This is a genomic window from Pseudomonas sp. KCJK9016, assembly GCF_046231795.1.
Classification (GTDB): Bacteria; Pseudomonadota; Gammaproteobacteria; order Pseudomonadales; family Pseudomonadaceae; genus Aquipseudomonas; species Aquipseudomonas bananamidigenes.
In genome coordinates, this window is record NZ_JBJJMM010000006.1 from 207,303 (window position 1) to 226,017 (window position 18,715).

At 62.6% G+C, this 18,715-nt stretch carries 6 protein-coding genes; 4 read left to right on the plus strand and 2 right to left on the minus strand.

All coding sequences use genetic code 11. The annotated features are described in order from the left end of the window. Positions 1–11 precede the first annotated feature (11 nt). On the minus strand, positions 12–1,802 hold the full coding sequence (locus tag ACK6BI_RS08120) for an acyclic terpene utilization AtuA family protein (protein ID WP_409316640.1): 1,791 nt from the start codon (positions 1,800–1,802) through the stop codon (positions 12–14). 186 nt (positions 1,803–1,988) lie between these two features. Between ACK6BI_RS08120 and ACK6BI_RS08125 the strand changes: the two genes are divergently transcribed. The 3 genes from ACK6BI_RS08125 (at position 1,989) to ACK6BI_RS08135 (ending at position 4,602) form a co-directional block, all read left to right on the plus strand. Beyond that, a complete protein-coding gene (locus tag ACK6BI_RS08125) occupies positions 1,989–2,612 on the plus strand; it encodes a TetR/AcrR family transcriptional regulator (protein ID WP_409316641.1) in 624 nt (207 codons plus the stop codon). Positions 2,613–2,703: 91 nt separating this feature from the next. Continuing rightward, positions 2,704–3,501: a substrate-binding periplasmic protein gene (locus tag ACK6BI_RS08130; protein ID WP_409316642.1), complete on the plus strand. Its 798-nt coding sequence runs from the start codon at positions 2,704–2,706 to the stop codon at positions 3,499–3,501. A gap of 87 nt (positions 3,502–3,588) precedes the next feature. After that, positions 3,589–4,602 (plus strand): GNAT family N-acetyltransferase, encoded by a 1,014-nt coding sequence (locus ACK6BI_RS08135; protein WP_409316643.1) that lies wholly within the window; start codon positions 3,589–3,591, stop codon positions 4,600–4,602. A gap of 72 nt (positions 4,603–4,674) precedes the next feature. Here the strand turns inward: ACK6BI_RS08135 and ACK6BI_RS08140 are convergent, their stop codons facing one another. Continuing rightward, positions 4,675–5,229, minus strand: a complete 555-nt coding sequence (locus ACK6BI_RS08140) for an RNA polymerase factor sigma-70 (RefSeq protein ID WP_409316644.1) — start codon at positions 5,227–5,229, stop codon at positions 4,675–4,677. Between the two features lie 378 nt (positions 5,230–5,607). Between ACK6BI_RS08140 and ACK6BI_RS08145 the strand changes: the two genes are divergently transcribed. Next, complete coding sequence (locus tag ACK6BI_RS08145; RefSeq protein WP_409316645.1) at positions 5,608–18,606, plus strand: non-ribosomal peptide synthetase; 12,999 nt, start codon at positions 5,608–5,610, stop codon at positions 18,604–18,606. The last annotated feature ends 109 nt before the right edge of the window (positions 18,607–18,715 follow it).

The following is an 18,715-nucleotide window of genomic DNA, read 5'->3' on the forward strand; positions in this document are numbered from 1 at the left end:
GTGCCAATCCCCTAGTCGAACTGTTCGGCGATGCTCTGCGGCACCGGGATCTGGATTTCCAGCAACTGCTGGGCGAAGGCCTTGCCTTGCGGGTCGATGCGCAGGCTCGCCACACCACCACCGCCGAGGGCGTTTTCCAACAGGAAATTCAGGCTGTGGGTACCCGGCAGATACCAGCGCTCGACCCGGCCGTGAATCGGGTCGAGGACATGGCTCATCCAGTCGACGACTACGGCAGGGGTCAGCGCTTCGGCGATCCACGGCAAGTATTCAGGGCGACGTGGCAGCACGCCGATGTTGCTGTGGTTACCCTTGTCGCCGGAGCGCGCCACGGCCAGTTTCACCAGCGCCACGCTGGCGTCGGCGCGACCCTGGGGTTTGGGTGTTTCGTGGGGCAGCGGCAAGCTCTGGCTGTCGAGGGTGGCCGGGGCGGGCAGGGAAAACGGATGAGATTCGCCGGCGATGTCGATCTTCAGTGTGCAGGCGCTTTTGTCGATCAGAAATGAAAACAGCCGGATCAGCGGATACACCGTGGGCCGCCCGCCGACGATTCCGGTCAGGCCCGGCGCCATACCGGTGGCGGCCTGGGCAATTTCCCGGGAGAACAGGATCAAAGCCTGCTTGTTCGGGTGACGTACGGCGAGTTTGATCACCACTTCGCGGCTGTCCCGACGCTGGCCGTGGGGGCCGTAGGTGGCTTCGCTGCCGAGCAGTTCGATATGGGTTTCGCTGTAAGGGCCCCAGCCGCGTTGCTCGAGCATTTCCAGGGTCTTGTCAATGATCGCCTGACTGACGCGTCGGGCCTTGTCCACCGCATCGATACCGGCGATCAGGCAACTGGCGGTGCAGCGGAAACCGTCCGGGTATGTCGCGCTGACCTTGTATTGGTTGCTGGGTGGCAAGCCTCTGGCGCCGGTAACGCGGACTGCGTTTTCGCCTTGTTGCAGAAGCTTGACCTGACTGAAATCACAGACCACATCGGGCAACAGATAAGCCTGCGGATCGCCGATTTCGTAGAGCATCTGTTCGCCGACGGTCAGCGGTGTGACCAGTCCGCCGGAGCCTTCGGGTTTGCTGACAATGAACTGGCCGTCGGCGCTTACCTCGACGATCGGGAATCCGATGTGCTCGTAATCCGGCACGTCGCGCCAATCGGTGAAGTTGCCACCGGTGCACTGAGCGCCGCATTCGATGATGTGCCCGGCCAATGCGGCTTGAGCGAGTCTGTCGTAGTCGTGCCATGACCAGCCGAATTCGTGCACCAGCGCAGCACTGACCACTGCGCTGTCCACCACCCGGCCGGTGATGACGATGTCGGCGCCCAGGCGCAGGGCTTCGACGATGCCCGGTGCGCCGAGGTAGGCGTTGGTCGAAACGCACATCGGCGGCAGCGGTGCACCGCTGAACATTTCTGTGATGCCTTGAGAGGCGAGGTGTTTGAATTGCGGTTGCAAATCGTCGCCCGACAGCACCGCGATTTTCAGCGCCACGCCGGCCTGGTCGCAGGCCGCTTGCAGGGCGGCGGCACAGGCCCGGGGATTGATCCCGCCGGCATTGCTGATGACGCGAATCTTCTGTTCGGCCAGTTGCGGCAGCAGGGGCGCGAGGACTTCGATGAAATCGCCGGCAAATCCGGTCTGCGGATCCTTCATGCGTGCGCCGGCCATGATCGACAGGGTGATCTCGGCCAGGTAGTCGAAGACCAGATAGTCCAGTTTTCCACCGGCCACAAGCTGCGCGGCGGCGGTCGAGGTGTCTCCCCAGAATGCGCTGGCGCATCCGATGCGGACGGTGGTGGGCATTTTCATCTCCGACTCGGCAATCTGTGCAGAAGTGAATCGAGGCTACCAAGCAAGCGCTTGGTTTGTAAACAGGCGAAATTATCTTCTGCCCAAGCGCTTGCTTGGTCGTGGTCGGCGGCTTAAATTGCCCGCGCAACCCTGCAATTTCAGGGCAGCAGATGATTGAACCACTGTAGGAGAGAACGGGTGGACGAGCAAAAAGCCCTGAAGGTCATGCGCGAACTGGTCGACGAAGGCCGGTTGACCGACCCGGACAGCGCTCGCGGCAAACTGCTGCAAGTGGCGGCCCACCTGTTCCGCAACAAGGGCTACGAGCGCACCACCGTGCGCGACCTGGCCGGTGCCGTGGGCATTCAGTCGGGCAGCATTTTTCATCATTTCAAGAGCAAGGATGAAATCCTGCGGGCCGTGATGGAAGAAACCATTCGCTACAACACGGCGCTGATGCGGGCGGCCCTGGCCGAAGCGAAAAATGTACGTGAGCGGGTGCTGGCGCTGATCCGTTGCGAATTGCAGTCGATCATGGGCGGCAGCGGCGAAGCGATGGCGGTGCTGGTGTATGAGTGGCGCTCGCTGTCCGAAGAAGGCCAGACCCAGGTGCTGGCGCTGCGGGACATCTACGAGGATATCTGGCTGCAAGTGCTGGGCGAGGCCAAGGACGCGGGGTTCATCCGTGGCGACGTGTTCATAACCCGACGTTTTCTCACAGGCGCGCTGTCCTGGACCACCACCTGGTTCCGGGCCGGTGGCAGTCTGAGCCTCGATCAACTGGCCGAAGAGGCGTTGATTCTGGTGCTTGAAGAACGCTAATCGCTTTCTATCGCCCCGGGAAACTGGCTAACTGGGCGAAACCGCCTAGTTTGAATGCATTGATCGGTACTTTTTCGGGGAGTGGGGTGTTTTGAAGTCTTCGCCAATTCGGACGGCCGCCGGGCTGATGCTCGTAGCGCTGGCTACGTTATGGGTATTGCCCGCAGAGGCAGAACAAGTGGTTCGGGTAGGCGCTGCGCATTTTCCGCCGTACACCATTCGCCCGGAAAACGGCGCGGATACCGGTCTGTTGCCGGAGCTGGTGGCGGCGTTGAACAACTCGCAGAGCGACTACCGTTTCGAGCTGGTACCCACTTCGATTCCGCGAAGATTCGGTGATTTCAAGGATGGCCGCACCGACATGGCGATCTTTGAAAACCCGGACTGGGGCTGGAAAGACATTCCCCACGTTACTGTCGACATGGGCCTGGAAGACGCGGAAATTTTCGTTGCGCAGAACAAACCCGGTCGTCAGCAGAACTACTTCGCCGATCTCAAGGGCAAACGCCTGGCGCTTTACAGCGGTTATCACTACGAGTTCGCCAGCTTCAATGCCGATCCCAAATACCTTGCCGATACCTGGAACGCCACGCTGACCTACTCCCACGACAGCAATCTGTTGATGGTGTTGCGCGGTCGTGCAGACATTGCGTTGGTGACCCGTTCTTATCTGTTCGATTACCTGCTGCGCAACGAAAAGGTGCGTGATGAGTTGCTGGTGTCGCAGCGCATCGACCAGATCTACCATCACTACGCCATTCTCAGCCCGAAAGCGCCGATCACCGGCGAGGCGTTCGGCAAATTGCTGCAGGGTTTGCGCGATAACGGCCAGATGCTGAAGATCTTCGAGCCGTACAGGATTGCCGTGGTGCCGGTTCCTCATCACTGACACCCGGTTTTTGGCAGGCGGACTAAATTTGGCGGCCTGGCTCACGTCCCATCGTTGAACTGTCGACGAATATCGTGAGCCCGCCCCATGTCCAATCTGAATGACCTGACTGCCCTGGCCTTGCCCTCGGGCCGTCAATTGATAGCCGATGCCACTGAATGCCGCCTGAGCCTGAGCCTGGACGGGCAACCGCTGATTCGCCTGCGCCTCGATCGTGAAGGCCATGGGCCGATCCAGATCGATGAGCGCTACGCCTTGCCACCGGGCCAGGCGCTGTGGGCAGCGTGCTATTGGCTGTTTGCCCGGGATCCGGCGTGTCAGCAATTGATATGGCGACTGGATCAGGCACCGACCGAAGCCCTGCTGAGCGGTTTACTGGTGGGCACTGACGTGGCGGGTGAGTATCGCTGCGAGCGCACGCTGTTCTGGCAATTGCCGCAACCGTGGCTGGGCACCTCGTTGACCGGCAGCTATCCGCAGCAAATGGTCATCAGCAACGGCAAACGACATCCGCTGCGCCCGGTGAAGCCGCGCGGCGAAGTCTATCGGCGTTTCGATGCGCGCCTTGGCGCGTGGATTTCTTTGCGTACGGTTGAGATCGAGCAGGATCTTGCGCGTTTCAACCGCTGGCAGAACAGCCCGCGAGTCGCCAGTTTCTGGCAGGAAGAGGGCAGTCTTGAACAGCACCGCGAGTACCTGAGCAAACTCGAGGCCGATCCGCACACCCTGACCCTGATCGGTTGTTTCGATGATCAGCCGTTTGCCTATTTCGAAGCCTACTGGGCCAAGGAAGATCGTATCGCGCCGTTCTACGACGCCGATAACTACGACCGGGGCATTCACATGCTGGTCGGAGAGGAAGACCATCGCGGCCCGCACAAAGTGGCGAGCTGGCTGTCGGCGCTGGTGCATTACCTGTTTCTGGATGATCCGCGCACCCAGCGCGTCGTCGCCGAGCCGCGTGCCGACAACGCGAAGATGATCGGCCACATGCACAACCAGTGTTTCCACTGTGAAAAGGAATTCGACTTTCCGCACAAGCGCGCGGCGCTGATGATCCTGGGGCGCGAGCGGTTTTTCGATCGCTGCAAACTGGCGTGATGCCTGGCTGAAACAAAAAAGATCGCAGCCCTTCAACGAAGGCTGCGATCTTTTTTTTGGAATGGCGTGGCGTCAGCGACGGTTGGCAGCCATGGCTTCTGCACGGCTGCCCGAAACCTTGCGGCAATGCACCAGTGCATCGCGAATCATGAAGTTGACCAGGGTCGGCGAAACGCCGAGTTCCTTGGCGATGTCCTTTTGCGGCACGCCGTGCAGACGATACATCTCGAAGGCGTAACGCGTGCGGACCGGCAGCTCGGTCAGCGCATCGGCAATGTGTTCCAGGGTCGAGAAGTTGATGTGCGAGGTTTCCGGCGAGGCGCCTTGAATGACCACGTTCAACCCTTCCTCCTCGGGGCCGGCGTACTTCTGCTCCAGCGCCTGTTTGCGGTAGTGATCGATGGCCAGATTGCGCACGATCTGGAACAGATAACTCAACTGGGCCTTGATCGACGACGTGATCGGTGGCGCCGATTGCAGCCGGAAGAACGCATCCTGCACCACATCTTCGGCGCGTGACCGACAGCCGGTAATGCGGGCTGCAATCTTGACCAGTATCAGTCGATTGTCGACGAATGCCTGAAGTAGCGGTGAATCGCACCTGCTTGTGGATACTTGTTCCGTCATGGAAATCACCTTGCTGCCAATAGGTTAGTGGGACGCCTGGGGGAGGGGGTGTCCTACACATCGAGCGACAAATTATGTTGAATGATAATGATTGTCAATTGAGAAAGAGAAGTAATGATCCATGACGGTGCGTTCCGTGAACTGCGACACGCCGCCGCATGCGCCCATTCGCCAAGCCCCGTTGGCTATCCAGCCTGCCGACTAATTATTTCAAGACGTCATCCGTTCTCATTGGTGAATGGTTCCGGGTGCGCAGCCCCGGACCAGCCGCATTCCAATGCCTTGCACGGTCGGCGAAGACCGTGTCCCGCATGCCTTGCACGGGCATGCCGCAGCCAACCGATTCCACCAGCAAGCCGAATTCAGGCAGGAAACCTCATGACCGACGCGTTCGAACTCCCCAGCACCCTGGTCCAAGCCCTACAGCGCCGTGCGGCCCTGACACCGGACCGGCTGGCCCTGCGTTTTCTCGCGGAAAACGAGGAGCAGGCTGTGGTGCTCAGTTATCGCGAACTCGATCAGCGTGCCCGCACCATCGCCGCTGCCTTGCAGGCCGAGGCCGTTTTCGGTGATCGCGCCGTGCTGCTGTTTCCCAGTGGTCCGGATTACGTCGCGGCGTTCTTCGGTTGCCTGTACGCGGGCGTGATCGCGGTGCCGGCCTATCCGCCGGAGTCGGCCAAGCGTCACCATCAGGAGCGTCTGCTGTCGATCATTGCCGACGCCGAACCGCGGCTGTTGCTGACCAGCGCCGATCTGCGCGACGCCCTGCAGCAAATCGAAAGCGCGCCGCCGCTGTTGTGCGTCGACACCCTCGACGCTGCGTTGGCCGAGCGCTGGGTCGAACCGACCTTGCCGCCAGACCACATCGCTTTCCTGCAATACACCTCCGGTTCCACTGCGCTGCCCAAGGGCGTGCAAGTCAGCCACGGCAATCTGGTGGCCAACGAACTGTTGATCCGTCACGGCTTCGGTATCGACGTGAACCCGGACGACGTGATCGTCAGCTGGCTGCCGCTGTACCACGACATGGGCCTGATCGGTGGCCTGCTGCAACCGATCTTCAGCGGTGTGCCGTGCATCCTGATGTCGCCGGCGTACTTTCTCGGCCGGCCGTTGCGCTGGCTCGAAGCGATCAGCCAATACGGCGGCACCATCAGCGGCGGCCCGGACTTTGCCTATCGACTGTGCAGCGAGCGGGTCAGTGAGTCAGCGCTGGAGCGTCTCGACCTGAGCCGCTGGCGCGTGGCCTATTCCGGCTCGGAGCCGATCCGTCTCGACACCCTCGAACGCTTCGCCGAAAAATTCACCGCGTGCGGTTTCAGCGAAAGCAGTTTCATGGCGTCCTACGGTCTGGCCGAAGCGACCCTGTTCGTCGCCGGCACACCGCGTGGCACCGGCATTCCGGCGCTACGTGTGGACGATCAGGCCCTGGCGCAGAACCGCGCCGAGCCGGGCGAGGGCAGTCCGATCATGAGCTGCGGCATCAGCCAGCCGGAGCATGCGGTGCTGATCGTCGAGCCGGGCACGCTTGAACAACTGGCCGACAACGCCGTCGGTGAAGTCTGGGCCACCGGCCCGAGCATCGCCCACGGCTACTGGCGCAACCCTGAGGCGACGGCCAAAACCTTCGTCCAGCACGCCGGCCAGACTTGGCTGCGCACCGGTGACCTGGGCTTCATTCGCGACGGCGAACTGTTCATCACCGGTCGCTTGAAAGACATGCTGATCGTGCGCGGTCACAACCTCTATCCGCAGGACATCGAGAAAACGGTCGAGAACGAAGTCGAGGTGGTGCGCAAGGGCCGCGTCGCAGCATTCGCGGTCAATCAGAACGGCGAAGAAGGCATCGGCATCGCGGCGGAAATCAGCCGCAGCGTGCAGAAAATCCTTCCGCCCGAAGCGCTGATCAAGGCGATTCGCCAGGCCGTGGCCGAGGCTTACCAGGAAGCGCCGAGCGTGGTCGTGCTGCTGAATCCAGGCGCACTGCCGAAAACTTCCAGCGGCAAGCTGCAACGTTCGGCCTGCCGCAATCGCCTGGCCGACGGCAGCCTCGACAGCTACGCGGTGTTCCCGTCGGCCACCGCTGAAACCTGCGAGTCGACCGCGTCCGCCTCCGAACTGGAAGCATTGATCGGCAGAATCTGGGCCGAGCAGTTGAACGTCAAACAGGTCAACGCCGACGACCACTTCTTCCTGCTTGGCGGCAACTCGATTGCTGCCGCTCAAGTGATCGCCAGGGTGCGCGAAGCACTGAGCCTGGAGCTGAATCTGCGCCTGCTGTTCGAAGCCCCGACCCTGTCCGCGTTCGCCGCAGCCGTGGCGCAGCAGCAACAGGACGGCGGCAGCGCCCAGGGTGAAATCACCGCGTTGTCGCGCACCGAAGCACTGCCGCAATCGCTGGCGCAAAACCGCCTGTGGATCACCTGGCAACTCGATCCGCACAGCAGTGCCTACAACATTCCCGGTGCCTTGCGCCTGCGTGGCGAACTGGACGAAGACGCACTGCGCGCCAGTTTCCAGCAACTGATCGAGCGCCACGAGTCTCTGCGCACGCGCTTCTTCGAACGCGATGGCGTGGCCTTGCAACAGGTCGAAGCCGCAGGCGAGTTCAATTTGCGATTGATCGACATCAGCGACCTGCCGGCCTGCGAACGTGAAGCCCGCGCACAACAGATCCGCGAAGACGAAGCCCTCACCCGGTTCGATCTGGAGAAAGGCCCGTTGCTGTGGGTGACGTTGGTTCGCCTCGATGACGAAGATCACCAGTTGCTGGTGACCATGCACCACATCATTGCCGACGGCTGGTCGCTGAACGTGCTGATTGACGAGTTCTCGCGCCTGTACGCCGCCGCTTCCCAAGGCCAGCGCGCCGAACTGGCGCCGCTGCCGACCCAGTACGCCGACTACGGCAGCTGGCAGCGCCAGTGGCTGGCGCAGGGCGAGGGCGAGCGGCAACTGGCGTACTGGAAAGCGCAGTTGGGTGATGAGCATCCGACACTGGAACTGGCGACTGACCATCCGCGTTCCGCCAGGCAAAAACACAGTGCCGCACGTCACAGCCTCCGGCTGGGCATCAGCCTCAGCGATTCAATACGCCAGACCGCCCAGGCTTGCCAGTCCACGCCGTTCATGCTGTTGCTCTCGGCCTTCCAGAGCTTGCTACACCGTTACAGCGGTCAGCGCGATATCCGTATCGGCGTGCCGAACGCCAACCGTCCGCGCCTGGAAACCCTGGGCCTGATCGGTTTCTTCATCAACACTCAGGTGCTGCGCGCCGAGGTTGACTCACGTCTTTCGTTCACCGGGCTGCTGGCGCAAACCCGTCAGGCGGCGCTCGATGCTCAGGCCAATCAAGATTTGCCGTTCGAACAACTGCTTGAAGCCTTCCCGCAGGCCCGCGAACAGGGTCTGTTTCAGGTCATGTTCAACCACCAGCAACGCGACTTGAGTGCGCTCAAGCGCCTGCCGGGCCTGCTCGCCGAAGAATTGCCGTGGCACAGCCGCGAGGCCAAGTTCGATCTGCAACTGCACAGTGAAGAAGACCGCAACGGTCGCCTGACGCTGTCCTTCGACTACGCCGACGAATTGTTCGACGCCGCGACCATCGAGCGGCTGGCCGAGCATTTCAGTAATCTGTTGCGCGCTGTCTGCGAACGTCCGGAGCAGGCCATCGGTGATCTGCCGCTGCTGACCGCCACCGAGCACACTCAGCAAAGTGCGTGGAGCATCGCCCCGTGCACCCCGGCGCAACAATGGTTGCCGGAGCTGCTGAATGAACAAGCGCGGCAGACGCCTGATCGCACCGCAGTGGTATGGGACGGCGGCAGTCTCGACTTCGCTGAACTGCATGCTCAGGCCAACCGTCTGGCCCATTACCTGCGCGACAAAGGTGTCGGCCCGGACGTGTGCGTGGCCATCGCTGCCGAGCGTTCGCCGCAATTGCTGATCGGCCTGTTGGCGATCATCAAGGCTGGTGGCGCCTACGTGCCGCTCGACCCGGATTACCCGGCCGAGCGTCTGGCCTACATGCTCGGCGACAGCGGCGTCGAACTGCTGCTGACCCAGACGGCATTACTTGACCGCTTGCCGGTCAGCGAAGGCGTCAGTGTGATCGCCATGGACACCCTGCACCTGGAAAACTGGCCGAGCCAGGCACCGGGCCTGCACCTGCACGGCGACAACCTCGCCTACGTGATTTACACCTCTGGTTCCACCGGTCAGCCGAAAGGGGTCGGCAACACTCATGCGGCGCTGGCCGAACGTCTGCAATGGATGCAGAACACCTATCGCCTGAACGACACCGACGTGTTGATGCAGAAGGCGCCGATCAGTTTCGACGTGTCGGTGTGGGAGTGCTTCTGGCCGCTGATCACCGGCGCGCGCCTGTTGATCGCCGGCCCCGGTGAACACCGCGATCCGCATCGCATCGCGCAGTTGGTTCAGCAATACGGCGTGACCACGCTGCACTTTGTGCCGCCGCTGCTTTCGCTGTTCATCGACGAACCATTGAGTGCGGAGTGCACCAGTCTGCGTCGCGTGTTCTCCGGTGGTGAAGCGCTGCCGTCGGAACTGCGCAACCGCGTGCTGGCGCAACTGCCGGCGGTGCAACTGCATAACCGCTACGGCCCGACCGAAACCGCGATCAACGTCACCCACTGGCATTGCAGCGTGGCCGATGGCGAGTGTTCGCCGATTGGCCGTCCGCTGGGCAACGTGGTCTGCCGCGTGCTCGACAGTGAGCTGAATCCGGTGCCGGCCGGTGTGCCGGGTGAACTGTGCATCAGCGGCATCGGCCTGGCTCGTGGTTACCTCGGTCGCCCGGCGCTGACCGCCGAACGTTTTGTGGTCGATCCGCTGGGCGAGCAGGGCGCGCGTTTGTATCGCACTGGTGACCATGCACGCTGGACGAACGATGGCGTGATCGAATACCTCGGCCGTCTCGATCAGCAAGTGAAACTGCGCGGCTTCCGCGTCGAGCCGCAAGAGATCGAAGCGCGACTGCTGGCTCAGGACGGTGTCGCTCAGGCCGCCGTGCTGGTGCGTGAAACCGTCGCCGGCCCGCAACTGATCGGCTACTTCACTGCCACCGATACCAGCGAAGATCAGGACATACAAATTGCTCGCCTGAAAACCGCACTGGCTGCCGAGCTGCCGGAATACATGGTCCCGGCACAACTGATGCGCCTGGACGCTATGCCCCTGAGCCCGAGCGGCAAACTCGACCGCCGCGCCTTGCCCGAGCCGCAATGGCAGGTGCGCGAACACGTCGAACCGGTCACCGAGCTGGAGCAGCAGATCGCCGCGATCTGGCGTGAAGTGCTGGGCCTGAAACAGGTCGGCCTGCGCGACGACTTCTTCGCCCTCGGCGGTCACTCGCTGCTGGCCACGCAAATCATCTCTCGCACCCGTCAGGCCTGCGACGTCGAGCTACCGCTGCGCGCCTTGTTCGAACACAGCGAACTGGGTGATTTCGCCGAACAGATCTGTCAGATCCAGGCCAGCGGTCGCACCAACAAACAGCCGCCGATCGACAAGGTCGATCGCAGCAAACCGGTGCCGCTGTCCTATTCCCAGCAGCGCATGTGGTTCCTCTGGCAAATGGAGCCGGACAGCCCGGCGTACAACGTCGGCGGCATGGCGCGCCTGCGGGGCGTGCTGGATGTGGAGCGTTTCGAGTCGGCGCTGCAAGCCTTGATCCTGCGTCACGAAACCCTGCGCACCACGTTCCCGAGTGTCGATGGCGTGGCCCGTCAGCAGGTGCATACCGAGACCGGGGTGCGTATGGACTGGAAGGATTTTTCGAAATTCGCCGCCGAGGTGCGCGAGCAGAAAGTCCAGCAACTGGCCGACGACGAAGCGCACCTGCCGTTCGATCTGGAAACCGGCCCGCTTCTGCGCGCTTGCTTGGTCAAGACGGCGGAAAAGGAGCATTACTTCGTCCTGACCCTGCACCACATCGTCACAGAAGGCTGGGCGATGGACATTTTCGCCCGGGAACTCAGCGCGTTGTACGAAGCGTTTATCGATGACCGCGATTCGCCGCTGGAGCCGCTGCCGGTGCAGTACCTCGATTACAGCGTGTGGCAGCGCCATTGGCTGGAATCCGGCGAGCGTCAACGTCAGCTCGACTACTGGACCACGCAGCTGGGTCGCGAACATCCATTGCTGGAACTGCCGGGCGACCGTCCGCGTCCGCCGGTGCAAAGCCATCAGGGTGAGCTGTTCCGTTTCGACTTGAGTGATGATCTCGCCGCACGGGTCCGGGCGTTCAACGCGCAGAACGGTCTGACCCTGTTCATGACCATGACCGCTGCACTCGCGACCTTGCTCTATCGTTACAGCGGCCAGACCGATCTGCGCATTGGCGCGCCGGTGGCCAACCGCATCCGTCCGGAAAGTGAAGGCCTGATCGGGGCGTTCCTCAACACCCAGGTGCTGCGTTGTCAGCTCGACGGCCAGATGTCGGTGGGCGAGTTGTTCGAGCAGGTGCGCCACACCGTGATCGAAGGCCAGTCCCATCAGGACCTGCCGTTCGACCATCTGGTGGAGGCGCTGCAGCCGCCGCGCAGCGCGGCGTACAACCCGCTGTTCCAGGTGATGTGCAACGTGCAGCGCTGGGAATTCCAGCAGAGCCGCATGCTCGCCGGGATGACTGTCGAGTATCTGGTCAACGATGCGCGGGCGACCAAGTTCGACCTCAACCTGGAAGTCACCGACCTCGACCATCGCCTCGGGTGCTGCCTGACGTACAGCACCGACCTGTTCGATGAACCGACGATTGCGCGCATGGCCCGACATTGGCGCAACCTGCTGGAAGCGCTGATCGCCGATCCACAGCAACGCCTCAGCGAACTGCCGCTGCTCGACGCACCAGAGCAGCAACAATTGCTCGACAGCCTCGGCGTCGAGCCGGGCGAGCGTCGTCTCGATCAATGCATCCATCATCTGTTCGCCGAGCAGGCACTGGCGCGCAAAGACGCACCGGCCCTGACCTTCGCCGGGCAGACCCTGAGCTACGCCGAACTCGACGCACGTGCCAATCGTCTGGCCTGGGCTCTGCGTGAGCGCGGTGTCGGCCCACAAGTGCGGGTCGGCCTGGCGCTGGAGCGTTCGCTGGAAATGGTCGTCGGCCTGTTGGCGATCCTCAAGGCCGGCGGTGCCTATGTGCCGCTGGACCCGGAATACCCGCTCGACCGTCTGCATTACATGATCGAAGACAGCCGCGTTGGGCTGCTGCTCAGCGACCGGGCGATGTTCAAGGCCCTCGGCGAACTCCCGTCGAACGTGGCGCGCTGGTGCCTGGAGGATGACAGCGCCGCTCTGGCCGATTACCCGGCCAGCGAACTTCCGTTCATCAGCCTGCCGCAACATCAGGCGTACCTGATCTACACCTCGGGTTCCACCGGCAAGCCGAAAGGCGTGGTGGTGTCACACGGTGAAATCGCCATGCACTGTCAGGCCGTGATCGAGCGTTTCGGCATGCGCCCGGACGACTGCGAGCTGCACTTCTACTCGATCAACTTCGACGCCGCCACCGAACGTCTGCTGGTGCCGTTGCTCAGCGGCGCGCAAGTGGTGCTGCGTGCGCAGGGACAGTGGGACGCGCAAGAGATCTGCGGCCTGATCCGCGAACATCGCATCAATGTTCTCGGTTTCACCCCGAGTTACGGCAGCCAGTTGGCGCAGTTCCTCGCGACGCAAGACGACGTTCTGCCGGTGCGCATGATCATCACCGGTGGCGAAGCGCTGACCGGCGAACACCTGCAACGGATTCGTGCGGCGTTCAAACCGAGCCTGTTCTTCAATGCCTACGGTCCGACCGAAACCGTGGTCATGCCGCTGGCCAGTCTGGCGCCGGAAGTATTAGAGGAGGACGCCGGCAGTGTGCCGATCGGCAGCGTGATCGGTGATCGTGTGGCCTATATTCTTGATGCCGACCTGGCGCTGGTGCCACAAGGCGCGACCGGCGAACTGTTCGTCGGCGGCGCGGGTCTGGCCCAGGGGTATCACGAGCGTGCGGGCATCACCGCCGAACGTTTCGTTGCCGACCCGTTTGCCGCCGATGGCGGGCGCATGTACCGCACCGGCGATCTGGTACGCCAGCGTGCCGACGGTCTGGTGGAATACCTGGGGCGGATCGACCACCAGGTGAAGATCCGTGGTTTCCGGATCGAACTGGGCGAAATCGAATCCCGTCTGCTCGATCACGACTCGATCCGCGAAGCGGTGGTATTGGCGCTGGATGCGCCGAGCGGCAAGCAATTGGTCGGCTACCTGGTGACCGACATCGCCGAGCGAAGCGAAGCCGAGCAAGCCGGACTGCGCGAAGCCCTCAAGGCGTACCTCAAGACGCAATTGCCGGACTACATGGTGCCGACGCATCTGATCCTGCTGGCGAGCATGCCGCTGACCGCCAACGGCAAGCTCGACCGCCGCGCGTTGCCGGCACCGGACCCGGAGCTGAACCGTCAGGACTACGTGGCCCCGAGCAACGAGCTGGAGCAGACCCTGGCGCAGATCTGGTGCGAAGTGCTCAACGTCGGGCAGGTCGGTCTCAACGACAACTTCTTCGAACTGGGCGGCGACTCGATCCTGTCGATTCAAGTGGTCAGCCGCGCCCGGCAGCAGGGCATTCATTTCAGCCCCCGTGATCTGTTCCAGCATCAGACGGTGCAGACGTTGGCCGCTGTCGCCAGTCGTACAGAAACCGTGACCGCCGAACAAGGTCTGGTGACCGGTGAATCGCGTCTGACGCCCATCCAGCACTGGTTCTTCGACACCGAGATTCCCCAGCGTCAGCACTGGAACCAGGCGTTACTGCTTGAACCTGCTGCGCCGCTGGAACCGCATCGTCTGGAGCAAGCATTGCTGGCGGTGATCGAGCAGCATGACGCCCTGCGTCTGCGCTTCACCGAGGTCAACGGCGCATGGCAAGCGGCACATCAACCGGTCTCCGATGTTGCGGTGCTGTGGCAGGTTCGGGTGCCGTCGATGGATGCGTGTACCGCGCTGTACGCCGATGCCCAGCGCAGCCTCGATCTGGAGCAGGGGCCGTTGTTGCGTGCCTTGCTGATCGAGGGGCCGGAAGGTCAGCAACGGTTGTTCATCGCGATTCATCACCTGGTGGTTGACGGTGTGTCGTGGCGCGTGTTGCTCGACGATCTGCAAAACGTGTATCGCCAGCTCGATACTGATCAGTCGGTGCAACTGCCGGCGAAAACCAGTGCCTTCAAGGACTGGGCGGCGCGCTTGCAGGCTTACGCCGGCAGCGAATCCCTGCGTGAAGAACTGAGCTGGTGGCAGGCGCAACTGGCTGGCCCGACTGCCGATTTGCCATGCGAACGTCCTGAGGGTGGTCGCGAGAATCGTCACGCGCAAACGGTCAGCGTGCGTCTGGATGCCGAACGGACGAAGCAACTGCTGCAACAGGCACCGAGCGCTTATCGCACGCAGGTCAACGACCTGTTGCTGACTGCACTGGCCCGCGTGCTGTGCCGCTGGAGCGGCCAGCCATCGGCGTTGATTCAACTGGAAGGCCACGGCCGCGAAACCCTGTTCGACGAAATCGACCTGACTCGCACCGTCGGCTGGTTCACCAGCGCTTATCCGCTGCGCCTGACCCCGCACAACATCGAAGAAGCCGCCGGGCAGGGCGCTTCGATCAAGGCGATCAAGGAGCAACTGCGAGCGGTTCCGCACAAAGGCCTCGGTTATGGCGTGCTGCGTTATCTGGCCGATGACGTCAGTCGTCAGAGCATGGCGGCATTGCCGAATGCGCCGATCACCTTCAACTACCTCGGCCAGTTCGACCAGAGTTTCGGCAACGACGCATTGTTCCGTCCGCTGGACAAGCCGGTCGGTGCGGCCCACGATCCGCAGGCACCGTTGCCGAACGAGCTGAGCGTCGACAGTCAGGTGTACGGCGGTGAGTTGATCCTGCGCTGGACCTTCAGCGCCGAACGCTATGACGCGCAGACCATCCACGAACTGGCCGATGCCTATGTCGGCGAGTTGCAGAGCCTGATCGAACATTGCCTGCAGGACGAGGCCGGTGGCCTGACGCCGTCGGATTTCCCGCTGGCGAAGCTGACCCAGGCGCAGCTCGACGCACTGCCGGTGCCGGCGGCGCACATCGAAGACGTGTACCCGCTGACGCCGATGCAGGAAGGCATGCTGCTGCACACCTTGCTCGAACCGGGCACCGGTCTGTACTACATGCAGGATCGCTATCGCATCAACAGCGAACTCGACCCCGAGCGTTTCGCCCAGGCCTGGCAGGCTGTGGTCGCCCGTCATGAAGCGCTGCGTGCATCGTTCTGCTGGAACGTCGGCGAAGACATGCTGCAAGTGATTCATACGCCGGGTCGCACGCCGGTCGATTACCTGGACTGGAGCGCCATCGCCGAAGCCGAGCAGGAGCCGAAGCTGCAGGCACTGCTCAAGGCCGAGCGCGAAGCCGGGTTCGATCTGCTCAATCAGGCACCGTTCCACCTGCGCCTGATCAAGGTCGGCGCGGCCCGTTACTGGTTCATGATGAGCAACCACCACATCCTGATCGATGCCTGGTGCCGCTCGCTGCTGATGAACGACTTTTTCGAGATCTACACCGCTCTGGGTGAAGGTCGCGAAGCGCAATTGGCCGTGCCGCCGCGTTATCGTGATTACATCGGCTGGCTGCAACGCCAGAGCCTGGTTGAGGCGCGCGAGTGGTGGCGGCAGAACCTGCAAGGCTTCGAGCGCACCACACCGATCCCGAGCGACCGTCCGTTCCTGCGTGAACACGCCGGCGAAAGCGGCGGGATGATCGTCGGCGATCGCTACACCCGATTGAATGTCGAGGACGGTGCCCGTCTGCGCGAACTGGCCCAGGCCCATCAGCTGACCATCAACACCTTCGCCCAGGCGGCGTGGGCACTGGTGCTGCGACGCCTGAGCGGTGATCGCGACGTGTTGTTCGGCGTGACCGTGGCCGGGCGTCCGGTGGAAATGCCGCAAATGCAACGCACCGTCGGCCTGTTCATCAACAGCATCGCGCTGCGGGTGCAGATCCCGGCGGACGATCAGCGCACCAGTGTACGTCAGTGGCTGAGCGCTCTGCTCGACAGCAACATGCAGCTGCGCGAGTACGAATACCTGCCGCTGGTGAACATCCAGGAACAGAGCGAACTGCCGAAAGGCCAGCCGCTGTTCGACAGCCTGTTCGTGTTCGAGAACGCCCCGGTGGAAGTCTCGGTGCTGGACCGGGCGCAGAGCCTCAACGCGACATCGGACTCGGGCCGTACCCACACCAACTTCCCGCTGACAGCGGTTTGCTATCCGGGTGATGACCTCGGTTTGCACCTGTCCTACGACCAGCGTTATTTCGACGAGTCGACCATCGAGCGCATGCTCGGTGAGTTCAAGCGTCTGTTGCTGGCGCTGGTGGACGGTTTCCATGGCGACATGGCCGATCTGCCGCTGCTGGGCCAGGCGGAACAGGACTTCCTGCTCCACGGCTGCAACCAGAGCGAGCACGACTATCCGCTGGAGCAGAGCTACGTCGAACTGTTCGAAGCGCAGGTGGCGCAACATCCGCAACGCGTCGCCGCCAGTTGCCTCGATCAGCAATTGAGCTACGAGCAGTTGAACCAGAACGCCAACCGGCTCGGCCATGCATTGGTTGCTGCAGGTGTGCACATGGATCAACCGGTGGCGCTGCTGAGCGAGCGCAATCTGGATCTGCTGGGCATGATCATCGGCAGCTTCAAGGCCGGCGCCGGTTACCTGCCGCTGGATCCTGGCCTGCCGAGTCAGCGCCTGCAACGCATCATCGAGCTCAGTCGCACGCCGGTGTTGGTGTGCAGCGAAGCTTGCCGTGAACAGGCGATGACCTTGCTGGATGAGTTCAGCTGCGCGAACCGCCCACGCCTGCTGGTGTGGGAAGACGTTCAGGCGGGCGCGGTGTCGTCGGCGAATCCGGGCATCTTCAGCGGCCCGGGCAACCTGGCCTACGTGATCTACACCTCGGGCTCCACCGGGTTGCCCAAAGGCGTGATGGTCGAGCAGCGCGGCATGCTCAACAACCAGTTGAGCAAGGTGCCTTACCTGGGCCTGAGCGACGCCGACGTGATCGCCCAGACCGCTTCGCAAAGCTTCGACATTTCGGTCTGGCAGTTCCTCGCTGCGCCGTTGTTCGGAGCACGGGTGGATATCGTGCCGAATACCATCGCCCATGATCCGCAAGGTTTGCTGGTGCATGTGCAGCAGCAGGGCATCACCGTGCTGGAAAGTGTGCCGTCGCTGATTCAGGGCATGCTGGCTTCGGATCGTCTGAGCCTCGATGGCCTGCGCTGGATGTTGCCGACCGGTGAGGCCATGCCGCCGGAGCTGGCGCATCAGTGGCTGCTGCGGTATCCGGACATCGGGCTGGTCAACGCCTACGGCCCGGCGGAATGCTCGGACGACGTGGCGTTCTTCCGCGTCGACCTGGCCTCGACTCGCGGCAGCTACCTGCCGATCGGTACGCCGACCGACAACAACTTGCTGTACCTGCTCGACGGTGCGCTGGACCTGGTGCCGTTGGGTGCAGTGGGTGAGTTATGTGTGGCGGGCACCGGTGTCGGTCGGGGTTATGTCAGTGATCCGCTGCGCACCGCACCGGTATTCGTGCCGAATCCGTTCGGTGCGCCGGGCGAGCGTCTGTATCGCACCGGCGACCTGGCGCGCCGGCGCAGTGACGGCGTGCTGGAGTACGTCGGTCGGGTCGACCATCAGGTGAAAATTCGCGGTTACCGGATCGAACTGGGTGAAATCGAGGCGCGTCTGCATGAGCAACCGGAAGTCCGTGATGGCGCTGTCGGCGTGCAGGAAGGCGCCAACGGCAAGCATCTGGTCGGCTACCTGGTCGCCGCTGATGGCGCACTGAGTCAGAGCGAACGCCTGGAACGAATCAAGCAGCGCCTGCGCGCCGAGCTGCCGGAATACATGGTGCCGCTGCACTGGTTGTGGCTCGACCGGCTGCCGCTCAACGCCAACGGCAAACTCGACCGCAAGGCCTTGCCGGCGCTGGAGATCGGCCAGTTGCAGAGTCAGGATTATCTGGCGCCGCGCAGCGAGCTGGAGCAGACCCTGGCCGATATCTGGGCCGAGGTGTTGAAGGTGGAAAAGGTCGGCGTGCGTGACAACTTCTTCGAGCTCGGCGGCCATTCGCTGCTCGCCACGCAGATCGCTTCGCGGGTGCAGAAAGCCCTGCAACGGGATGTGCCGCTGCGAGCGATGTTCGAGTGCAGCACGGTGGAGGAGCTGGCCGGGTACATCGAAGGGCTGACGGCCAGCGACATTACCGAGGAGAAGGTGGATCGCCTGAATGATCTGATGGCGGAGCTGGAGGGGCTGTAAAACCTCGCAGATCCCGCCTTGCGAAGACGGCTACGGAGAACCTGTCTGTTTCTGTAGCCGTTGTCGCGGGTCGGGCTCTGTAATCCTTTCATATCATTGACTGCCAGGA